At 64.8% G+C, this 19,574-nt stretch carries 19 protein-coding genes; 9 read left to right on the forward strand and 10 right to left on the reverse strand.

The features are described from left to right. Positions 1-198: 198 nt before the first annotated feature. The 4 genes from UNPA324_RS06690 to UNPA324_RS06705 all read right to left on the reverse strand — a co-directional run bounded on the left by UNPA324_RS06690 (position 199) and on the right by UNPA324_RS06705 (position 3,455). Positions 199-480: a hypothetical protein gene (locus tag UNPA324_RS06690; RefSeq protein ID WP_141934132.1), complete on the reverse strand. Its 282-nt coding sequence runs from the start codon at positions 478-480 to the stop codon at positions 199-201. Continuing rightward, positions 477-1,907 (reverse strand): radical SAM protein, encoded by a 1,431-nt coding sequence (locus UNPA324_RS06695; protein WP_128921009.1) that lies wholly within the window; start codon positions 1,905-1,907, stop codon positions 477-479. Before UNPA324_RS06695 ends, UNPA324_RS06690 begins: the two co-directional genes overlap by 4 nt. Then, the gene (locus UNPA324_RS06700; protein WP_128921008.1) at positions 1,888-2,604 is read right to left on the reverse strand and encodes a prolipoprotein diacylglyceryl transferase family protein; all 717 of its coding nucleotides are present in this window, start codon (positions 2,602-2,604) and stop codon (positions 1,888-1,890) included. Before UNPA324_RS06700 ends, UNPA324_RS06695 begins: the two co-directional genes overlap by 20 nt. Positions 2,605-2,690: 86 nt before the next feature. Then, a complete protein-coding gene (locus UNPA324_RS06705; protein ID WP_128921007.1) occupies positions 2,691-3,455 on the reverse strand; it encodes a Crp/Fnr family transcriptional regulator in 765 nt (254 codons plus the stop codon). Between the two features lie 179 nt (positions 3,456-3,634). Here UNPA324_RS06705 and UNPA324_RS06710 point away from each other — a divergent pair, with 179 nt between their 5' ends. Further along, a complete protein-coding gene (locus tag UNPA324_RS06710) occupies positions 3,635-4,018 on the forward strand; it encodes a response regulator (RefSeq protein WP_245471778.1) in 384 nt (127 codons plus the stop codon). Between the two features lie 33 nt (positions 4,019-4,051). Here UNPA324_RS06710 and UNPA324_RS06715 read toward each other — a convergent pair whose 3' ends face one another. Both UNPA324_RS06715 and UNPA324_RS06720 read right to left on the reverse strand, forming a co-directional pair. Then, on the reverse strand, positions 4,052-5,593 hold the full coding sequence (locus UNPA324_RS06715; RefSeq protein ID WP_181769318.1) for an alkaline phosphatase D family protein: 1,542 nt from the start codon (positions 5,591-5,593) through the stop codon (positions 4,052-4,054). A 193-nt stretch (positions 5,594-5,786) separates the two neighbouring features. Then, the gene (locus UNPA324_RS06720; RefSeq protein WP_141934136.1) at positions 5,787-7,232 is read right to left on the reverse strand and encodes a TAXI family TRAP transporter solute-binding subunit; all 1,446 of its coding nucleotides are present in this window, start codon (positions 7,230-7,232) and stop codon (positions 5,787-5,789) included. Between the two features lie 152 nt (positions 7,233-7,384). On the opposite strand from UNPA324_RS06720, the gene UNPA324_RS06725 reads away from it, so the two are divergent. Next, the gene (locus tag UNPA324_RS06725; RefSeq protein ID WP_128921003.1) at positions 7,385-7,675 is read left to right on the forward strand and encodes a 4a-hydroxytetrahydrobiopterin dehydratase; all 291 of its coding nucleotides are present in this window, start codon (positions 7,385-7,387) and stop codon (positions 7,673-7,675) included. A gap of 100 nt (positions 7,676-7,775) precedes the next feature. Next, positions 7,776-8,162, forward strand: a complete 387-nt coding sequence (locus UNPA324_RS06730; protein ID WP_128921002.1) for a YkvA family protein — start codon at positions 7,776-7,778, stop codon at positions 8,160-8,162. 40 nt (positions 8,163-8,202) lie between these two features. On the opposite strand, the gene UNPA324_RS06735 is transcribed toward UNPA324_RS06730, so the two are convergent. From UNPA324_RS06735 to UNPA324_RS06745, 3 genes are all read right to left on the reverse strand, one after another. Next, the gene (locus UNPA324_RS06735) at positions 8,203-9,357 is read right to left on the reverse strand and encodes a TAXI family TRAP transporter solute-binding subunit (protein WP_128921001.1); all 1,155 of its coding nucleotides are present in this window, start codon (positions 9,355-9,357) and stop codon (positions 8,203-8,205) included. A gap of 18 nt (positions 9,358-9,375) precedes the next feature. Beyond that, positions 9,376-10,233 (reverse strand): hypothetical protein, encoded by an 858-nt coding sequence (locus UNPA324_RS06740; protein ID WP_141934137.1) that lies wholly within the window; start codon positions 10,231-10,233, stop codon positions 9,376-9,378. A gap of 499 nt (positions 10,234-10,732) precedes the next feature. After that, a complete protein-coding gene (locus UNPA324_RS06745) occupies positions 10,733-11,707 on the reverse strand; it encodes an NADPH:quinone oxidoreductase family protein (protein WP_128920999.1) in 975 nt (324 codons plus the stop codon). Between the two features lie 219 nt (positions 11,708-11,926). Here UNPA324_RS06745 and UNPA324_RS06750 point away from each other — a divergent pair, with 219 nt between their 5' ends. From UNPA324_RS06750 to argG, 6 genes are all read left to right on the forward strand, one after another. After that, positions 11,927-12,766, forward strand: coding sequence for an SDR family oxidoreductase (locus UNPA324_RS06750; protein WP_128920998.1), 840 nt, complete (start codon positions 11,927-11,929; stop codon positions 12,764-12,766). A 119-nt stretch (positions 12,767-12,885) separates the two neighbouring features. After that, entirely contained in the window at positions 12,886-13,548 is a 663-nt protein-coding gene (locus UNPA324_RS06755) for an invasion associated locus B family protein (RefSeq protein ID WP_128920997.1), read from the forward strand. A gap of 183 nt (positions 13,549-13,731) precedes the next feature. Continuing rightward, positions 13,732-14,934: a dual-specificity RNA methyltransferase RlmN gene (gene rlmN, locus UNPA324_RS06760; protein ID WP_141934139.1), complete on the forward strand. Its 1,203-nt coding sequence runs from the start codon at positions 13,732-13,734 to the stop codon at positions 14,932-14,934. Positions 14,935-15,098: 164 nt separating this feature from the next. Continuing rightward, positions 15,099-15,593, forward strand: coding sequence for a hypothetical protein (locus tag UNPA324_RS06765; protein WP_128920995.1), 495 nt, complete (start codon positions 15,099-15,101; stop codon positions 15,591-15,593). Between the two features lie 172 nt (positions 15,594-15,765). Further along, complete coding sequence (locus UNPA324_RS06770) at positions 15,766-16,542, forward strand: phosphatase PAP2 family protein (RefSeq protein WP_141934141.1); 777 nt, start codon at positions 15,766-15,768, stop codon at positions 16,540-16,542. A 95-nt stretch (positions 16,543-16,637) separates the two neighbouring features. Then, on the forward strand, positions 16,638-17,975 hold the full coding sequence (argG, locus tag UNPA324_RS06775; protein WP_128920993.1) for an argininosuccinate synthase: 1,338 nt from the start codon (positions 16,638-16,640) through the stop codon (positions 17,973-17,975). A 312-nt stretch (positions 17,976-18,287) separates the two neighbouring features. On the opposite strand, the gene UNPA324_RS06780 is transcribed toward argG, so the two are convergent. After that, positions 18,288-19,574 (reverse strand): OmpA family protein (locus UNPA324_RS06780; protein WP_246667129.1); only part of this gene is annotated, 1,287 nt, incomplete at its 5' end.

A 19,574-nucleotide genomic window follows, 5' to 3' on the forward strand; every position in this document is an offset into this window, starting at 1 on the left:
CTCGCCGGTCAGACCGGGACCTCTTCTCGAAACAACGCTGGAAGACTGGAAACGGGGCGCTTTCCGCCCAAAAAGGAAGCCCGGCCATATCAGACCGGGCGCCTTACGCGTTGCGGCGCAATATATGCAAAAACCGCCAAAAAACAATGCGTTCTTTGGGCCTTGGTTGACTGAATTTTGCCCGGGAATCTCCGGGGTTTAGCTCCCGTTCCGGGCCGGCGGGGCCTTTCGCCCCACGATGGCCACCCAGATCAGGACGACGCCTCCGATGCCGATGAGGAGTCCCAAAAAGACCAGCGAGGCGATGTCGGAGGGGATCCGGCCACCCTCGACCACCGACATTCCGCCGAACAGGAGCGCGCAGAGGCCCGGCAGCAGCATGAAGATCCCGGCGATCGCCATCAGCGCGGTCAGGCAGCCGCTGCGCTTTTCCGCCAGGGCAGGAGGCGGTCCCGGAGGGGGTGGGTCGCTGATGCTCATGCCTGCATGACTCCTTCGGTCGCCTGCGTCGCCAGCGCCGCGCGGATGCCCTCGATCTTGCCGTTGCGGTAGAACAGATTGTAGGTGTCGAACGGAATGATCGCGCCCTGCTCGGTCACGAAATGGATGCAGCTTCGCTTGACGTTGCCGACGCAGAAATTGAAGCGGTCGAGAAACTGCACGATGGTGACGCGGAAGACGTTCTCGTAAGAGAGTCCTTCGGGCACCTGAAAGCTCGGCAGGCAGCACAAGAGTTCGCAGACGCGTTCGGAGGTGTTGAGCGGACCCGACGACAGCGAGAACAGATCGACGAACTTTTCCCGCAGCATCGGATATTTTTCCGGGCTGATCGTATTGGGCATCACCGCAACCAGCTGCTCCTGCGGAATCAGCGAGGTCAGCGGCAGCACCTTTTCGCCATTGCGCAGGCCGTAACCGATCGAGATGCTCTCGGGATTGCAGGGCAGCGGGATCATGTCCTTGTCGCCGAACACGCCGGTTTCGACGACGCGTTTGCGGATCTCCGACAGCATGATGCGGTCGGTCTTGTCATCGAAATTGTCGTTGCGGCCGGCGTCCTGCACCGGCTGCAGCGTGACGCCGCGCACGCATGTCCAGGTGAGTGCGTGGCGGACGATGTCGCCGATCTCGTCATCGTTGACGCCGCGCTTGATGGTCGCGACCAGCGTGGTCGACACGCCAAAATGTTCGAGATTTTCCAGCGCCTGCTGACGGATCTTACGCAAATCCGCGCCGCGCAGATTGATCAGCGCCTCGCGCTGCAGGGAATCGAACTGGAGATAGACCTCCAGCCCGCGCTTGTTCTCGGCGAGCCGCGCCACGAAATCCTTTTCGCGCGCGATGCGCAGGCCGTTGGTGTTGATCATGACGTGGCGGATCGGGCGGGCGCGCACCGCGTCCAGGATCTCGAAGAAATCCGGATGCAGCGTCGGCTCGCCGCCGGAGATCTGCACGAGATCGGGCTCGCCCTCGCTTGCGACCAGCGCGTCCAACATCTTCTCGATCGTTGCGAGCGGGGTGAATTTCGTTCGTGCCGGGGAGGATTCCGCGAAGCAGACCGGACAGGTCAGGTTGCAATGCTCGGTGATCTCGATCAGCGCCAGGCAGGAATGCTGCTCGTGGTCGGCGCACAGGCCGCAATCATAGGGGCAGCCGAATTCCGTGCGCTGCTGGAATTGCAGCGGCCGGTCGCCCGGTTTGATGAAATCCTTGCATAGGCGCCAATAGGCGGCATCCGTCGAGACCAGCGTCGACTGGACACCGTGCTCTCTGCAGCGCTTTTCGTACCAGACCTCGTTGTCCAGGATCTGGATCTTGGCCGGCACCAGCTTCAAGCAGGTTTCGCAGAGAGATTGGGTCTGGCCCCAGAAAATATAGGGACGCGACTTACGCAACGGCGCGTTCATGCAGGGGTCTCGCTTTGGGCGCCGTCGCCAGCATGAATGCGGCGTAGAGCAGGATGGACAGCGACAGCAGGTGAAACAGGGTGAAGGGGCCGATCAGCGTGCCGTAAGGCTTGAGGAATTCCCACAGGAAGCGTTGCGCCCCGTAATAGGCGAGCGCCAGGTAGAAACCATTGGTGATTACAAAGGCGTTCCGGTTCACGACCGCCAGCACATAGATGAGCGCGAACACGGCCATGGCCGCGCTTTCGTACAGCTGCACGGGATGGCGCAGAACGCCATCGCCGAAATCATGGCCGAAGGGCAACCCCGTCGGCGTGCCATAGGTGAAGTCGTCGAGGCCTGCGAAATAGCAGCCGAGCCGGCCGATCGCGATGCCGACCGCCAGCGGCAGCGCAAACCGCGCGCCGGTGCGTAAGGAGATGCCGGCCGTCCATTTGTAGAGCTCGATCGCCACGATGCCGCCGGCCAGCGCGCCTTCGACCGAGCGCGCAATGCCGCTCTGACCCGACAGCCACAGATTGGCGGAGCCGAACAAATAGGCGCCGAGGCCGGCACCGAACACCAGCGCAGCGATATAGGGCAGCTCGAAGGATTGCGCCGGAAACCGTAAACCCTGTCGCGCCAGCCCGTAGACGGACGCGGCCGCCGCCAGCCACGCCAAGACGTCGAAGATGGTATGAAGCAAAGCCCCGCTCATGCGGAGAAGAGTATACCACGCTCACGACCAGAAAAGCGCGCCGCGCGTGATTGTGCCCTCTCCCCTCGCGGGAGAGGGCATCACCGCTACCCCGCCTCCCGCTCCTCGGTCGGATAGACGCCGCGCAGTACCTCTTCGAAGTGCATCTTCACCGCGTCGTTGCACAGGCAGGCACGAAGCCTCAGGCCGTCGCGGCTGCGAACCAGGATCGAGCCGCGCCGCGTGTCGAGAATCCGTTCTGCCTTGAACGACTGCAGCACGCGGCTGGCATAGCTGCGTCCCACCCCGAGCAGCGTCGCAAGCTGTTCGTGGGTCAGCGGCACGCTGCTCTCGTCGCCGGTCCGCTCCATCGCCGCCAAAATCCATTTGGCCGTGCGTTGCTCGATCGAATGGATCGCGTTGCAGGCGGTCGACTGGAAGATCTGTGCCAGCATGCAATCGGCATAGCGGGCAAAGATGTTGCGCATTGACGCCGAACGCAGCTTGGCCGCTTCCAGCTTGGCGACATGGACGCGCGCGAACGGCCCGCCGAATTTCACGCAAATCCGGCTATAGGCCGGCAGGTATCCCTCGCTGACGATACCGCCCACCGCGCCTTCGCGGCCGACCAGGATGGTTTCGACGTCGCGGCCGTCCTCGTTGGGAACGAGAAAGGTCGCGAGCGCGGGCCCGCAGGGGAAGTGGACGACCTGGACGTCATCGCCGGGATTGTAGAGCAGCTCGCTCGCGGCGCAGTTCTCGACGGTCACATGCGGCGCGAGGAGAGCGTAGTCGGCCTGGCTCAAACGTCTCAGCAGATTGTTGGCCGGCCGGCTCTCGACCTCGATTGTCTTGCTGATGCGCGCATCCATGGTGAACCCCCTTCCTCCTCCCAGCTTAGCGAGTTCCGTGCACTTCCTATGTGCACAAGTGGACAGACTGGAGAACGGCAATGTGGTGGTTTCGTTCCGGGAACCCCCCGATGCGCTGCGCGCAGGCATCGTGTCGCGGCAGTCCTGATCCGAAAAACCCCACACCCCAAGATCTGATCATGGCACCCGTAGTTCCCAATGGCACAGGCTGGCCGGCTGACGTCCTGATTGTCGAAGACGACCCGATCATCGCGATCGATTTCGAGGACCGCCTGCTTGGATTTGGTGTGACGGAAGTGCGGACCGTCGGGTCGGTGATCCAGGCGCTGGCCGCCATTGCCGAGCGCGCGCCCGACTTCGCCTTGCTCGATGTCGAGCTGATCCGCGAGACGAGCTTTGCGGTCGCCGAGCGGCTGGTCGCGCTGAAGATCCCGTTCGTCTTCGTCACCGGCTATGGCGCCGAGGCGCGCATTCCGACCGAATTCTCCGGCCAGCCGCGGTTGCAGAAGCCGTGTTCGAGCGACGCGTTGGAGGCGGCACTAAAGCTGCGCGCCACCGATTAGAGCGTTCTTCAACGAAGGAAGAAGCTGCAATTGTCAGCTCTGCTTCGGATCGAGCGTGGTCGACCACAGCGCGACGTCGGCGCGGTCGCGCAAGGTCACAATCATCTGGCCGGAGGCGCCATCGATCTTGACGTGACCGAAGAACTGCATGCCGGCGGAGGGCGGCAGGTTCTGGCTGTCCTTGCCCGGCGCCTTGACGAAACGCACCTCGGGTCCAAAGGTGTTGTCGAGCGCGTTCGGACCGAATGTGCCGGCATGCAGCGGTCCCGACACGAATTCCCAGAACGGCTCGAACTCCCGGAATTGCGCCTTGTTCGGATCGTAATAATGCGCGGCGGCGTAGTGCACGTCGGCGGTCAGCCACACCGTGTTGTGGATCGGTGCCATCTTGATGAAGCGCAGGATGTCGGCAATCTCGAACTCGCGGCCGCGCACCGGACCGTCGCCTTGCGCGAAGGCTTCCGAGCCGCCCTTCGGGGTGTCCGATATGACGAGACTGAGCGGCATGTCGGAGGCGATCACCTTCCAGGTCGCGCGCGAATTGAGCAGTCCGCGCTTGAGCCAGGCGATCTGGTCCGGGCCGAGGAAATAGCTGGCGGGCCCGTAGGCGGCTTCGAGATTTGGGCCGTTCGGGCCGCGATAGCTGCGCTCGTCGAGCATGAACACGTCGAGATGCGGGCCGTAGGAGATCTGGCGATAGACCCGGCCGGGCTCGTTGATGCTCTCGCGCAGCGGATACATCTCGTGGAAGGCGCGCGCGCCGCGCGCGGCGAGCAGCGCGATGTCGCGCTCCTTGTAGGCGGCCGGCAATTCCTTCGACAGCGACCAGTTGTTGGTCACCTCGTGGTCGTCCCACTGCACGAAGATCGGCACCTCGGCATTGAAGGCGCGTAAGTTGTCGTCGGTGAGATTGTATTTGTGCGCGGCGCGGTACTCGTCCAGCGTCTCGGCGACCTTGGCCTTCTCGGGGATGGTGAGGTTCTTCCAGATCTTGCCGTCGGCGAGCTTCACCTCGGACGCAATCGGGCCGTCGGCGTAGATGGTGTCGCCGGAATGCAGGAAGAAGTCCGGCCGGTGCCTGCGCATGGCCGAGAAAGTGAACATGCCACCGTCGTCAGGATTGATGCCCCAGCCCTGGCCGGCGACATCGCCGCCCCAGACGAAGCTGACGTCGCGGCGGTCGGCCGGCGCTGTGCGGAAGCGGCCCACGACCGCCTCGCCCTCGACCGCGCTATGCGAGAGATCGCGGAAGCGGACGCGGTAAAAGATGTCCTGGCCGCCCGGCAGGTTTTCGATCAGCATCTTTGCGGTGAAGTCGCTCTCGGGGAGCGCGGCGATCGGCGGCAGCGCACGGGCATCCCTGAACGTATCCGTCGTCGCCACCTCGACCAGCATCTGCGCGGGCCGGTCGGTGCGCGCCCACACCACGCCGCCATCGACCGTAACGTCACCGGACTGGACGCCGTGAGTGACCAACGGCCGATCGGCCGCGCGCGAGAGATAGGGCATTGCGATAGTGCCGAGCGCACCCGCGCCGGCGGTAAGGAAGCGGCGGCGGGAGAATGGGAAGTTCATGGAGGTTGGTTCCAAACCCGAGCTTGCAGGAAAGTCCGTCATTCCGGGGCGCGCCGTCAGGCGCGAGCCCGGAAACCGTGTCTCCTCGCGAATGCGGCGCGATGGATTCCGGGTTCGATGCTTCGCATCGCCCCGGAATGACATGAGGAGCTATATTGAGGCAATGTGACGCAGCGATTACGCGCGCAGCTGCTTACGCGTTGCCGGCGGCCCGGAACTGCGCGCCCGCGCGCTGCAGGTTCTGCGGCAGGCTGAACAGCACCGCCTTGCGGTCGGCGACGGCGGCGTGGAACTGATCCAGCGCGATGTTGAAGGCGGTGAGCGAGCCCTCCTCGATCGCGCCGTGATCGAAGCAGCGCAGCGTATCGCGCAGAATCACGTCGGCCTCGGCCTGCATCTGGTCGAGTTCGTCGGTCGTCTCGCACTTGCGCGCGGCCGCGATCATGTCCAGCAGCCGTTCGCGCAGATGGCTGTTGTTGTCGCGCTCGTCCTTCTTCAGATAGCCCGCGAACCAGGCGCCGATCGAGCCCATGGCGGAGAGCGCCATCAGGGTCCACCAGATGTAATCGCTGTATTTGTCGAGGAAGGTCTTTTCCTCGCCGTCGACGAAGGCGGCCGCGCCGGGATGCACCGGAATCACCGCATCCTTGTCGGTGTCGGGCGTCTCGATCTTGGCCGCGAGCGGGAATTCCGTCACCAATTGCTGGCGCACGGCGAACAGCTGGCGCGTGAACGCCGCGATGGTGGTTTCGGAGACGCCTTTGCGCGCCACGATGTGGTGCGAGAAGCTGATGGTCTTGACCTCGTCCTCCGGGCGGGCGGGCGAGCCGCCATAGGTGCCGGCGGGAATCTCGGACGCTTCATAGATCGGATGGTTCTGCGCGATCGCATCCGCCGACTCGATCGCGAGGAAGCTGGGCGCGCCGAAATCCTTGGTGGAGGCGGCGATCGCATCCGCCGTGATCTTGCTGTTGACCGGGCCGGCCGCGAGATAGACGTCGGCCTTCTGAGCCTTGATCGCCTCGGCGGCTTCGTTGGCCGGGAATTGCACGATCTCGACCTTGGCGGGATCGACGCCGTATTGCTGGAGGATCACCTTGAGCAGATTGACGTTGGCCTGGGTGCGGCCGACCACGCCGACGCGATGGCCGGCGAGCTGCGAGATCTTGGTGATCTTCGCGCCCCGCTTCTTGCCTTTGCCCGGGACGGACCACAGCACCACGACGTTCTTGCGCAGGGTCGCAACCGCTTGCGCGTTCTTGGGCACATCGAGATCGCCGCGCACGATGGCGAGATCGACCTTGCCTTCCGCGAGCGCATTGGCGCTGGCCGTGGCGCCGTCGGTCTGGATCGGCCGCAGCCGCACCTGGCCCTTGGTCTGCGTGAAAGCCTGCGTCAGCGCCTGCACGACCTTGACGTCGTCGCTGTTGGCGGGACCGACCGCGATCTTCAGCGTTACCGGCCGCATCGCGAAGTAATAGCCGCCGACCAGCGCGCCGACGATCGCAAGCACGAATGCGAGAGACACCAGCGCCGTCTTCCGCGCCGCGGATCGCGGCGAAGGCGGAGGGGGCGCTTCGGCCAGGTCCAATCCCCCGGTCATCGATCTCCCAAACGGGCGCTTGAGGCTCAGTTTCATCTTGGCCGGCGATTTACGCCCGCAATTGTAGCAAATTTCTTGTCCGGCGGGGTTACATCTCCGTCATGGTTAGCGGATGGCGGAAATCTCCGTATGAACCCGGGCGTCAGCTCGGTGTTAGGGTAAAGTTCCCCTGAAGGACGGAGATGATCATGGCAGAACGGCTCTCGGCGGAGGCGCGCAAGCAGGCGCTCGGCGGACTCCCCGGCTGGAACGAGGTTCAAGGCCGGGATGCCATCGGGAAGACCTTTATCTTCAAGGATTTCAACGAGGCGTTCGGCTTCATGACCCGCGCCGCGCTGGCTGCCGAGAAGATGGACCACCACCCCGAATGGCGCAACGTCTACAAGACGGTGGAGGTGGTGCTGTCGACCCACGACGCCGGCGGCGTCACGGCGCTCGACGTCGCGCTGGCCAGGACGATGAACGCGATCGCAGGCTGAGCGCGGCTGAAATCTTGCGGGGGGCCGCCACATCCCCATTTTGTGATCAGCCGGAATGCGGCGATCCGCCGCCTTGGGGCTGAACCGGAGTTTATCGAACATGGCTGCCGAACACAGCGTCGGCTTCGAGCCGGCCGATCGGCTCGCGGAAGATCGCGAGAGCGTGCGCCGCCGCTTCTGGCGCAAGCTGAAGCGTGTCGCCGCGCATCTGCCATTCGCGGAAGACTTGCTTGCGGCTTACTACTGCGCGTTCGACCGGCAGACGCCGCGCCACGTCCAGGCCGCGCTCTTGGGTGCGATCGCCTATTTCATCCTGCCGTTCGACTTCGTCGCCGACGTGATGCCGGTCCTCGGATTCGCCGATGACGCCGCCGTGCTCGCCACCGCCATCCGCATGGTCGCCGGCCACATCACGAATGAGCATCGCGAAGCCGCCCGTGCCGTGCTGAAGCGTGGGGTGGATGAGGCGGAGATGGACGCGGCGTAGGACTGCGTCTTTGCGGGTGAGCGTGGAGGCGAGGCCCGCGCTACTTCCTCTCCGCTTGCGCCCGCGCCTTCTCGGCGTCCCACGCCTGGAATTGCCTGAACAGCGTCTCCTTGTCGGTGTCGGACACCGCCGTGGGATTCTGCTTCAAGAAGGCCTCGAAGCGCTGCCGCGTCACCGGCTCGACGCCGTGTTTGTCGAGCCATTGCTGCGCCACCGGCAATCTGTTCCAGCCCGCAAGCGGTGCCGCGAGTGAGACCTCCTTCCACTTGGGATGGAAGGGCGGGTTCTGCAGCGTCGGGAATTTCGTGAAGAATGCGTCCACGAACAGCGCGAGCTTGCGATAGCGCTCGGTGTTGGGCGTCCAATTATAGGCCGCGAGCACCGCAGGCACCGCGATCGTGTCCACGCTCTCGCCCTCCTTGATCAGGTTCGGATAGTCCTTCGCGGTCAGCGTTGCCGGCAGATAGTCGCTCTGGAGCGGCTTGGCGTAATCGACCCGCGCGAGGTGGAAGCGGCCGTCATTGCCGAAGGTCGAGACCGATTTGTACGGCTTGCCGCCGACCACGATGACGGCGTCGATCTCGCCGGCCTTCAGCTTCTCCATCGCGATGCGCTGCTCGACATAGACGAATTTCGTCTTGATCCCGAGCCGTTCGAACACGGTGAGGGCGGTGACGAAGGTGCCGCCGTTGGGCAGATCCACGCTGACCGTCTTGCCTTCGAGGTCTTTGAGGGTCGCGACCGATTTCGGCGCGATCACCTGCATCTCCTCGTTGTACAGCTTCGTCACGTAAGTGAACTGCCGCTTGATGTCCTTGGCGAAGCCTTTGCGCTCGAGATAGTCGAGCGTGTCGGCGCGCACGATGCCGAGATCGACGCCTTGCAGGAACAGGATGTCGGCAACACTCTGCACCGAGCCGCGACCGACGATCGGCAGCACGCGGATCTTGTTGCCGTCGTCGAGAACGGAGGCGAGGTCGGCACCAAACTGCACATAGGTGCCGCCGATCGTGCCGGTGATCAGCGTGACGGTGTTGGCGTTCAGAGCCTGCTTGGTCGAGGTCGAGCCGAACTGGAAGATCGCCTTCAGGCTGTCCGAGACCTTGGCTGGATCGTATTCGGTCTGCTCGGCGCGCGCCGCGAAGGCGCAGATGGTCATGATGGCGGCCAGCGCCATTCCGAAAGCGTTACGCATGATGTCCCCTGAAATGATCTAGTTCGAGAGCTGGGCGAGGCGCTGTCGCGCCTCCGCCGATCCAAGGCTTGCGGCACGCTGATACCAGTCACGTGCGGCCGCCACGTCGGCAATGACGCTCCGCGCGTCGCTGGTGCCCAGCACCGCGGGATCATAGGTCTGTGCCAGCAGAAGCGCGGCCGTCGCGTCTTTCGCATTGGCCGCCCGTTCGAGCAGCAGGCGCGCCGCGGCAATGTCGCCAACGCCGATCAGGCTTCTTGCGCGCGTCATCAGCCCGGCCAGCGTTTCGGCGTCGAGCGTCCTGACAGGCTCGGGCGGCGCAGGCTGTGCCGCGGGAGCTGGTGCTGGAGTTTGGACCGGCACTTGTGCTTGAGTTTGTACCTGGGCCTGCAGCGCAGTCTGGTAGGCGGTCGCGATCGCTTCGCGACTTGGCATTATCGGAGCCGGCAGATCCTGCTTGTCGGCGCTCGCCAGCATCGTGTCGGTCACGCGGGCCGGATCCTTGAGCGGGATCTGGCGTATGGCCGGCGGGTTGGCCTGAGCTACGCCTGCTGCGCTGCCGGCATTGTCGGCAATGAAGCTGCGCAGGTCCGACGGAAACAGCACGGCCGCGATCCCCGCGGCGGAGATCGCAAGCCCTGCGGCGACAAGACGAGGCGCGACCCTGGTTCTGGGGCGCAGCGCCAGCGGCACATATTCCCGCGGGTCCGGTGCTCCGCGCGGATCGGACAGAAACAGTGGAATTGGATCGTCCTGTGGAAGCTCGGCGCGCCTGGCGCGCGCCCGGATGTAGTCCGCCGTGGACGAATGTGATGCAGATCGATCGGAGTCGAGCGCGTGCGACTCCTTCGACGGACGATAGGCCGTCGTCTCCATGGTGTGATGCTCCCCATTACTGACGCAACGCAGGGGCAGTCCCGGTTTCAGTCTTCTTGTTTTTGTCCAGAAGCGCCCCGCAAACTGGAACCGGTAAATCGCCGTCCGATTCAGCCCAAAAAGCGACGGCGGTTTGCGCGAATCGGGAGATATTTGGGTTTGATTGGGGCGAGGACGCGGAATGCACCGCGATTTTACCGGCGATGGTTGAGGGGGATTTTACCCGGCGAGGGCGTGCGCAACTTTACGATGCTGCGGTCATCGAGGCTGCGCGCCACACCCTCCGCTGTCATGCCCCGGCTTGACCGGGGCATCCAGTATACTGCGGCTTCTCGGCTAAATCGCTGATGTCTCTGGAATACTGGATCGCCCGGTCCCGGCTCCGCCAAGGCTTCGCCGAGGCCCACACCTGCGCTCGGCGCGCCGAAGCTTCAGCGAAGGCGGCAAGCCGGGCGATGACAGTTGTGTATGCTGAAACAGCGTCGCGATAACATCGCGATCACGGATGCAAGATCACCTTGCCCATGGCCTGGCGTCCAGCGAGCACCTTCAGCGCGTCCGCGGTCTGGGCCAGCGGGAAGGTGCGGTCGACATGCGATGAAATCTTTCCTTCCGCGGTCCACTTCACCAGCTTCTCGAGATTGGCGCGGTTCTTGGCCGGGTTGAGCCGGGTCCAGGCGCCCCAGAACACGCCGCGGATGTCGCAGCCCTTCAGCAGCGCGAGGTTCAGCGGCATCTTCGGAATGTCGCCCGCGGCAAAGCCGATGACGAGGAAGCGGCCTTCCCACGCGATCGAGCGCAGCGCCTGTTCGGCGTACGCGCCGCCCACGGGATCGAAGATGATATCGACGCCCTTGCCGTCCGTGAGCTTGCGCAGGCCTTCCTTCAAATCTTCCTTGGCGTAGTTCAGCGTCAGCTCGGCGCCATGCGCTTTTGCGAATTCGAGCTTCTCGTCCGACGAGGCGCAGGCGATCACCTTCAATCCCATCAGCTTGCCGAGCTCGCAGGCGGCAAGGCCGGTGCCGCCGGCCGCACCGAGCACCGCGAGCGTCTCGCCCGGCTTCGGGCTGGCACGATCCTCCAGCGCATGCAGCGCGGTGCCGTAGATGATGATGATGCCGGCCGCGCGGTCGTAATCGAGATTGTCGGGGATCTTCACGATGGAGGCCGCCGGCAGCGCGATCTTCTCGCGCGCGCCGTTATGTCCGCAGGACGCGACGACGCGATCGCCGACCTTCAGGTCGGTGACGCCAGCGCCGATGCTCTCGATCACGCCGGCAACTTCGGCGGCCGGCGAGAACGGGAACGGCGGCTTGATCTGGTACTTGCCCTGAATCATCAGGATGTCGAAGAAGTTGAGCGCCGCCGCCTTGATCGCGATCACGGCTTCGCCGGGACCTGCCACCGGATCCGGCACCTCGGCGAGCACGAGATCGTCGGGCTGGCAATATTGCGAGCAGAGGATGGCTTTCATGAAGGCACCTTGGGCGTTTCGGGTGGAATTATAGTTTGGCCGTTTCTGCCGGATTTAGGCACGGGCGACAATCCGGTTTCTTTGCCAAAGCGACGCGCCGGCCTATCCTCGCGTCATTGCGAGCGCAGCGAAGCAATCCAGAGCCCGCACCGCGGAAATAGCCTGAATTGCTTCGCTGCGCTTGCAATGACGAAATCCGCGGAGAAGAGGATTCAAACGATGTTTGAAACAAGCCTGCTCAGGGACAAGCGCATTCTCATCACCGGCGGCGGCTCGGGCCTTGGCGCCGCGATGGGGAGCCGCTTCCTGACGCTTGGCGCCGAGCTCGTGATCTGCGGCCGCAAGCTCGACCGGTTGGAAGCGACGGCCGCGCAGATGCGCGCACAGAGCGGCGGCAAGGTCACGACGATCGCCTGCGACATCCGCGAGGGTGGCGCCGTCGACGACATGATGGATCGGATTTGGCGTGAGGCGCCGCTCGATATTCTCGTCAACAATGCTGCCGCGACCTTCATCGCACAGAGTGAGCATCTGTCGTTCCGCGCGGCCGATGCGATCCTGGCGCCGACGCTGCATGGCGCGATGTATTGCACGCTCGCGGCCGGCAGGCGCTGGATCGAGGGTAAGCACGGCGGCGTCGTGCTCTCGATCCTCTCGACCTCGACCATCACCGGCCGCGCCTTCACGGTACCGTCGGCGATGGCGAAGTCGGCGCTGCTGGCGATGACCAAGAGTCTCGCCGTGGAATGGGGGCCGAAAGGCATCCGCACCGTCGCCATTGCGCCGGGTCCGTTCCCGACCGCGGGCGCGTCGGGGCAGCTCCGCCCCGAAGGCCGTGACGAAGGCTGGACCGCGCGCAACCCGCTTGGCCGGACCGGAGAGCACAACGAGCTTGCCGATCTCGCCAGCTTCCTGGTCTCGGATCGCGCCGGTTACATTAACGGCGAGATGGTCGTGATCGACGGTGGCGCCCATCTGCGCAGTTCCGGCGCCGAGGATTTGCTCGGCTGGACCGAGACGCAATGGGCCGACCAGCGCGCCGCGCGATCCAAGACCTAAGTCGGCGTCGATACCCGCTAACTGCCTTCCCAAATTGGACTTTCCCGGCTATCCCTGCCACGGGGACAAAGCGCGGCCGGGCCATCTTCCAGTCACAATATTGAGGGAACCACTCCAGCATGTGGCGGGTGCTGATCTTAGCTTTGATGACTGGCGTGGCGGCCGGGGGAATCGCTGTATCTGCGCGGGCGCAGACGGCGCAACCGACGCCCAAATCTGCTCCAAAAGAGGCTGCACCGAAATCGGCTGCGCCAGCGGCCCATACCACTGCGAAGTCGGCCGCAAAGCCGGAGAGCAAATCGGCGGCTCCGCCCGCTTCAGTTGCGGGTGGCGCGGAGCCGGCCTTGATCGGCCAGTTCGGCACCTGGGGGGCCTATTCGGCGACGCCCAACGGCAAGAAGGTCTGCTTCGCGCTGGCCAAGCCGTCGTCGTCGAAGACCAATCCGCCGAACCGGCCGCGCGATCCCGCTTATGCCTTCGTCTCGACCCGGCCGGCGGAGAAAGTGAACAACGAAGTCTCGGTCATGATCGGCTACGCGCTGAAGCCGGGCTCGGAATCGACGGTCGAGGTCGGCGGCGCCGCCTTCGCCATGTACACGCAGGGCGACGGCCTCTGGATCAAGAACGCGGCCGAGGAGGAGCGGATGGTCGAAGCGATGCGCAAATCCGCCGAGCTCGTCGTCAAGGGTGTCTCGGCCAAGGGCACCGAGACCACCGACACCTTCTCGCTGAAGGGCCTCGCCCAGGCGCTCGACAAGATCGCCCAGGATTGCCGGCGTTAACGCTGCGGGTGGGTATCACGGTCGCAATCGGCGGCGCCCGTTGCTATATAGGGGCGGTTCCACAATTTCGGTCGTCATGGCCGGGCTTGACCCGGCCATCCACGGGCTAGCCACAGGCGGAAAAGAACGTGGATGCCCGGGACCAGCCCGGGCATGACGAGATAGCAACTACTCAGGCAGCCAATGCAACCGACGACCGAGCCGCGCAACGCAATCCTGGTGGAGAAGACGCCACTCGAAACCTATGTGCCGCCGGCAAAGCCGTCGCTGATCGGTCTGTCGCGCACCGAGCTTGCCGACCGCCTCGGCGAGATCGGCGTCGCGCCGGCGCAGCGCAAGATGCGGGTGCAGCAGCTGTGGCACTGGCTCTATTTCCGCGGCGCCCAGAACTTCGACGAGATGACCTCGATCTCGAAGGGCATTCGCGCCGAACTCGCGCAGCATTTCACCGTCGATCGTCCCGAGGTCGTGGCCGAGCAGATCTCCAACGACGGCACCCGCAAATGGCTGCTGCGGCTGCCGAGCGGCGACAACGTTCAGAAGGCGCATGAAGTCGAGTGCGTCTACATTCCCGAGACCGATCGCGGCACGCTTTGCGTCTCCTCGCAGGTCGGCTGCACGCTGAATTGTTCCTTCTGCCACACCGGTACGCAGCGCCTGGTGCGCAACCTCACCGCCGGCGAGATCGTGGGACAGGTGATGGTCGCGCGCGATCGCCTGAACGACTGGGCCGATCGCGAGGACGGCACGCGCCGCGTCACCAACATCGTGATGATGGGGATGGGCGAGCCGCTCTACAATTTCGACGCGGTGCGCGATGCGCTTCTGATCGTCGGCGACAACGAGGGCATCGGCATCTCCCGCCGCCGCATCACGCTGTCGACCTCGGGCGTGGTGCCGAACATCGTGCGCGCCGGCGAGGAGATCGGCGTCATGCTCGCGATCTCGCTACATGCGGTGCGCGACGAGCTGCGCAACGAGCTGGTGCCGCTCAATCGCAAATATCCGATCAAGGAGCTGCTGCAGGCCTGCCGCGACTATCCCGGCGCCTCGAATGCGCGCCGCATCACCTTCGAATATGTGATGCTCAAGGGCGTCAACGATTCGCTCGACGATGCCAAACTGCTGGTCAAGATGCTCAAGGGCATTCCGGCCAAGATCAACCTGATCCCGTTCAATCCCTGGCCCGGCACCGCCTATGAATGTTCGGACTGGGACCAGATCGAAAAATTCTCCGAATACGTCTTCAACGCCGGCTATTCCTCGCCGGTCCGCACCCCGCGCGGCCGCGACATCCTCGCCGCCTGCGGCCAGCTCAAGTCGGAGACCGAGAAGCTCAGCGCACGCGAACGTCAGGCGCTGCGCGCCATGGCGATGACGGATTAGCTAGCCATGCGCGCGCTCCCGCCTCCTCGTCATTGCGAGCGAAGCGAAGCAATCCGGAATGTCACCGCGGAAGCAGTCTTGATTGCTTCGTCGCACCAGCGCAAAATTGCTTCGCAATTTTGTCGCGGGCTCCTCGCAATGACGGCAGTGGTGGTTTCGGCGTCATGTCCCTGATCGGCCGCCTCATCGTCATCTTCATCGGCTTCCTCGCCGCCTGCTTCGTCGGCGGCATGATCGTCGTCGTCGCGCTATTGTTTCCGGAATTCGCCGATCTCGGCGCCGGTCCCGTCGATCAGGGCACGATCGACATCCTGCTCGGCTTCGGCTTCATCTTCGTTTCGGGCTTTGCGCTGGTGCCGGCGGCGGTGATCGTCGCGATCACGGAGGCGCTCTACATCCGCAGTGCGCTCGCCTATGCCGTCGGCGGCGGCCTCGTCGGGCTCGCCTGCTATCTCGGTCTGGTCCCGTTCCACTCCGAGACGCTGCAGTTCGAAGGCATCGTGCGACGGCACCTCGAGATCATGACCGGTGCGGGCATCGTCGCCGGAATCGTCTACTGGCTGATCGCCGGCCGCAACGCCGGCGCCTGGCGCATCCCACCGCCGCCGCGCATGCCGCCGCCGCCGTTGCCATCGAATTCAAGGCCGGACGCAAGGTGACAGTGGGGAGTGGCGCGATGCAGCGCGCTCCACCCTCAGTGTCGTCCCGGATCTGCGCTTCGCTTGTCCGGGACGACACTGTTGAGGCATCGCATTTTGACCAATTCACGCTCGCTTGCTGCGACGGAATCCGGGGTTTCCATCCCCGCCCCGCTCCGCTAAACCGCGCGCCATGAACCGTACCGGACTTTTCATCGCCCTGGCGCTGTGGCTCGTGATCGGCGTCGTTTTCGGCCTCTATCCCGAGCTCGATCTCAAGCTCGCGTCGCTGTTCTTCGATCCCCGGACGAAAAGCTTTCCGCTCAAGTTGAACGACTGGGCGGGCTTTGCGCGTGACGCGGCGATGTGGGTGGCCTGGGCCTTCGTGCTGCCATCGCTGGTGGCGCTCGTGGTCAAGATGATCAGGCCCGACCGGCCGCTGATGGTGTCGGGGCGCGCGATCGCGTTCCTGCTTGTCACGATCATCCTGTCGGCCGGTATTCTGACCAATCTTGCCTTCAAGTCATACTGGGGCCGGCCGCGCCCGGTGGTGGTGACCGAGTTCGCCGGCGACCAGCAATTCGTGCCGTGGTGGGATCCACGCGGCGGCTGCGCGCGCAACTGCTCGTTCTTCTCGGGCGAAGGTGCCACCGCGTTCTGGACCCTGGCGCCGGCCGCGTTGGCACCGCCGGCGTGGCGGCCGCTCGCCTATACCGCCGCCGTGGTGTTCGGCGCCGTCACCAGCGGGCTGCGCATGGCCTTCGGGGGGCACTTCTTCACCGACGTCTCGATCGCCGGCCTCGTGACCTTTCTGGTGATCTGGTTTGCCTACGCGCTGATTTACCGCTGGCCACGGACGCGATTTACGGACGAAGCGGTTGATGCCGCCCTGACCCGGCTGAACATGCCCGCCTACCGGCTCCGCCAGCGCCTGTTCGGCCGCAAGACCGGTCCCGCGCCGTCGGTTTGAGCCATTATAATGGGTGCCGAGCCCTGCGAAATTTGATATTCGCGCGGTCAAGTTCGAAACCCTCATCAGCCCCTTGAGACCCGATTGGAAGCCCCATGACCACGATCCTGAAAAGCCTGCCCAAGGGTGAGAAAGTCGGCATCGCTTTTTCGGGCGGCCTCGACACCTCTGCGGCGCTGCTCTGGATGAAGCAGAAGGGCGCGCGCTGCTACGCCTACACCGCCAATCTCGGCCAGCCCGACGAGGCCGATTACAACGAGATCCCGCGCAAGGCGATGGAGTTCGGCGCCGAGAAGGCCCGCCTCGTCGATTGCCGCACGCAGCTCGTCCATGAAGGCATCGCCGCGATCCAGTCGGGCGCCTTCCATATCTCGACCGGTGGCATCACCTATTTCAACACCACGCCGCTGGGACGTGCCGTCACCGGCACGATGCTGGTCGCGGCCATGAAGGAGGACGGCGTCAACATCTGGGGCGACGGTTCGACCTTCAAGGGCAACGACATCGAGCGCTTCTACCGTTACGGCCTGCTCACCAATCCGGGTCTGAAGATCTACAAGCCCTGGCTCGACCAGCAGTTCATCGACGAGCTCGGCGGCCGCGCCGAGATGTCGGCGTTCATGACCGCGCAGGGTTTCGCCTACAAGATGAGCGCCGAGAAGGCCTATTCGACCGACAGTAATCTGCTCGGCGCCACGCACGAAGCCAAGGATCTCGAAAGCCTCGACAGCGGCATCAAGATCGTCAACCCGATCATGGGCGTCCCGTTCTGGCGCGACGATTGCGCCGTCAAGGCCGAGAAGGTCGTGGTGCGTTTCGAGGAAGGCCAGCCGACCGCGCTGAACGGTCAGACCTTCTCTGATCCCGTCGCGCTGTTCCTCGAAGCCAACGTCATCGGCGGCCGTCACGGCCTCGGCATGAGCGATCAGATCGAGAATCGCATCATCGAGGCCAAGAGCCGCGGCATCTATGAAGCGCCGGGCATGGCGCTGTTGCACATCGCCTATGAGCGCCTCGTCACCGGCATCCACAACGAGGACACCATCGAGCAATACCGCATCAGCGGCATGCGCCTGGGCCGCCTGCTCTATCAGGGCCGCTGGTTCGACTCGCAGGCCCTGATGCTGCGGGAGACCGCGCAGCGCTGGGTCGCGCGCGCGGTCACCGGCGAGGTGACGCTCGAGCTGCGCCGCGGCAACGATTATTCGATCCTCAACACCGAGAGTCCAAACCTCACTTATGCGCCTGAAAGGCTCAGCATGGAGAAGGTCGAGGACGCCGCGTTCTCGCCCGCGGACCGCATCGGTCAGCTCACCATGCGCAACCTCGATATCGCCGACACGCGGACGAAGCTGAAGCTGTACAGCGACACCGGCCTGCTCTCAGGCAGCGAAGGCTCGCAGATCTTCCGGCTGGAGAGCGATAAGGGCTGAGGCTCTCGCTCTCGCAGGGTGGGCAAAGCAAAGCGTGCCCACCATCTTCTACGATGAGAGGGACCGTGGGCACGGCGCAAACGCGCCTTGCCCACCCTACGAGTTCTCTGAAATTCTCGTGTCCCGGACGCGATGCAGCGCGGAGCGGTGCGTCGCAGAGCCGGGACCCAGATCTTAATTGAGTTGCGGCGACGGTTTGTGGGCCCCGGCTCAGCAGCGCATCACTACGTGCTGCGCTGCGTCCGGGGCACGAGACTATACAAAACAGAAATGGCCGGGATCGCTCCCGGCCATTTGCGTTTGTATGTGCCGTTACCGCGGCGGCGCGGTGCCGGGCGGGGGTGGCGGCAACGAGGCCTGACCGCCGTTGAGCAGCGGCGTGATGTTGCGGATGGTGACGCGACGGTTGATCGCGCTCGGCCCCTGCGTCTGCTCCTTCAGGTACTGCTCGCCATAACCCTGCGACGTCAGATTCTCGGCGGGGACGCCGAACTGCTGCGTGAGCAATTCGGCCGCGGCCTGCGCACGACGATCCGACAGCGACAGATTGTCGACCTCGTTGCCGACCGCGTCGGTGTGTCCCTCGATCAGGAAGACCGCGCGCGGGTTGCGCTGGATCGCCTGGTTGAGGCCGTCGGCGATCACCTGCAGCCGGGCCGCCTGGTCCGGCGGGATGGTCCACGATCCCGTCTCGAAGTTGATCGTGTTGACGTCGATGCTCGGCATCTGCATGCGAACATTGGGGCTGTAGCGGATCTCGTCGAGCGAGTAGCGCCGCTCGATCCGCTGCACCGGCGGTGCCACCATGGTCTGGTAGATCACGTCCGGTGGCGCTTCCTGGGCATCGACGATGTAGCGATCGTAGGGGATGTTCACGACCGGGGGCGGCACGTCGACATAGAAGCCGCCGACCGCCTGGGGATCGCGATAGGTGTTGTCGATGATGATGAGCTCGCCCCCGCGGGGATCCCTGCGGATGCGCCGCATCAGCCGGCCGTCGGCGCCGACGACGGTGATGATCTCGCTGCCATCGGGACGAATCACGACCGTGCGGGTTTCGCCGCCGACGGTGTCGGTGCGGATGTCGCGGGCGCCATAGCGGAAGCGATAGAGATCGTTGCCGCGGACATAGGCCTGGCCGCCCGGATCGCGGATGATGATGCGGTCCGGCTCGGTGTAGACGGTGCGGCCGCCTTCGATCGTCTCGCGTCGCTGGTTGTGGAGGTCAGCGATGGTGGCGCCGATCACGGCGCCGGCCACCACGCCTGCACCGATCGCGAGCGGCGTCAGGTCACGCTGTGGCGGACGCGGCGCCGGCGGCAACGGCGCGGCGACTGTCGGCGCGGCCCGGAAGGCGGGCGCAACCGTCGGCGGAGCGTATTGCGCCCGGTTCGGCGGTGGCGCTGCGGCCGGCGTGCCAGGGACGACGGTCGGTGCAGCCGCGCCGGCGGGAGGCGCCGGCGGCCGAGGCGGGGCACCAGCCTGCGGCGAGGCGGGCGGAGTTCCGGCAGCGGGGGCGCCTGCGGGCGGCGTGGCGCCCCGTTGGCCGGGGGCTGGCGTCGCAGTCGGGGCTGGGGTCGCGCCGGGCGCCGGTGGCGC

This window comes from Bradyrhizobium sp. UNPA324, assembly GCF_006658635.1.
GTDB lineage: Bacteria > Pseudomonadota > Alphaproteobacteria > Rhizobiales > Xanthobacteraceae > Bradyrhizobium > Bradyrhizobium nanningense.

Excerpts from the sequence above, each read along its gene's own strand:
- UNPA324_RS06725 (WP_128921003.1), top strand. The coding sequence starts at position 7,385 with ATGGCAGAACGGCTCTCGGCGGAGGCGCGCAAGCAGGCGCTCGGCGGA.
- UNPA324_RS06690 (WP_141934132.1), bottom strand. The coding sequence starts at position 480 with ATGAGCATCAGCGACCCACCCCCTCCGGGACCGCCTCCTGCCCTGGCG.
- UNPA324_RS06705 (WP_128921007.1), bottom strand. The coding sequence starts at position 3,455 with ATGGATGCGCGCATCAGCAAGACAATCGAGGTCGAGAGCCGGCCGGCC.
- UNPA324_RS06695 (WP_128921009.1), bottom strand. The coding sequence starts at position 1,907 with ATGAACGCGCCGTTGCGTAAGTCGCGTCCCTATATTTTCTGGGGCCAG.
- rlmN (WP_141934139.1), top strand. The coding sequence starts at position 13,732 with ATGCAACCGACGACCGAGCCGCGCAACGCAATCCTGGTGGAGAAGACG.
- UNPA324_RS06730 (WP_128921002.1), top strand. The coding sequence starts at position 7,776 with ATGGCTGCCGAACACAGCGTCGGCTTCGAGCCGGCCGATCGGCTCGCG.
- UNPA324_RS06770 (WP_141934141.1), top strand. The coding sequence starts at position 15,766 with ATGAACCGTACCGGACTTTTCATCGCCCTGGCGCTGTGGCTCGTGATC.
- argG (WP_128920993.1), top strand. The coding sequence starts at position 16,638 with ATGACCACGATCCTGAAAAGCCTGCCCAAGGGTGAGAAAGTCGGCATC.
- UNPA324_RS06755 (WP_128920997.1), top strand. The coding sequence starts at position 12,886 with ATGTGGCGGGTGCTGATCTTAGCTTTGATGACTGGCGTGGCGGCCGGG.
- UNPA324_RS06765 (WP_128920995.1), top strand. The coding sequence starts at position 15,099 with ATGTCCCTGATCGGCCGCCTCATCGTCATCTTCATCGGCTTCCTCGCC.
- UNPA324_RS06740 (WP_141934137.1), bottom strand. The coding sequence starts at position 10,233 with ATGGAGACGACGGCCTATCGTCCGTCGAAGGAGTCGCACGCGCTCGAC.
- UNPA324_RS06710 (WP_245471778.1), top strand. The coding sequence starts at position 3,635 with ATGGCACCCGTAGTTCCCAATGGCACAGGCTGGCCGGCTGACGTCCTG.
- UNPA324_RS06745 (WP_128920999.1), bottom strand. The coding sequence starts at position 11,707 with ATGAAAGCCATCCTCTGCTCGCAATATTGCCAGCCCGACGATCTCGTG.
- UNPA324_RS06700 (WP_128921008.1), bottom strand. The coding sequence starts at position 2,604 with ATGAGCGGGGCTTTGCTTCATACCATCTTCGACGTCTTGGCGTGGCTG.
- UNPA324_RS06715 (WP_181769318.1), bottom strand. The coding sequence starts at position 5,593 with ATGAACTTCCCATTCTCCCGCCGCCGCTTCCTTACCGCCGGCGCGGGT.
- UNPA324_RS06750 (WP_128920998.1), top strand. The coding sequence starts at position 11,927 with ATGTTTGAAACAAGCCTGCTCAGGGACAAGCGCATTCTCATCACCGGC.
- UNPA324_RS06735 (WP_128921001.1), bottom strand. The coding sequence starts at position 9,357 with ATGCGTAACGCTTTCGGAATGGCGCTGGCCGCCATCATGACCATCTGC.
- UNPA324_RS06720 (WP_141934136.1), bottom strand. The coding sequence starts at position 7,232 with ATGAAACTGAGCCTCAAGCGCCCGTTTGGGAGATCGATGACCGGGGGA.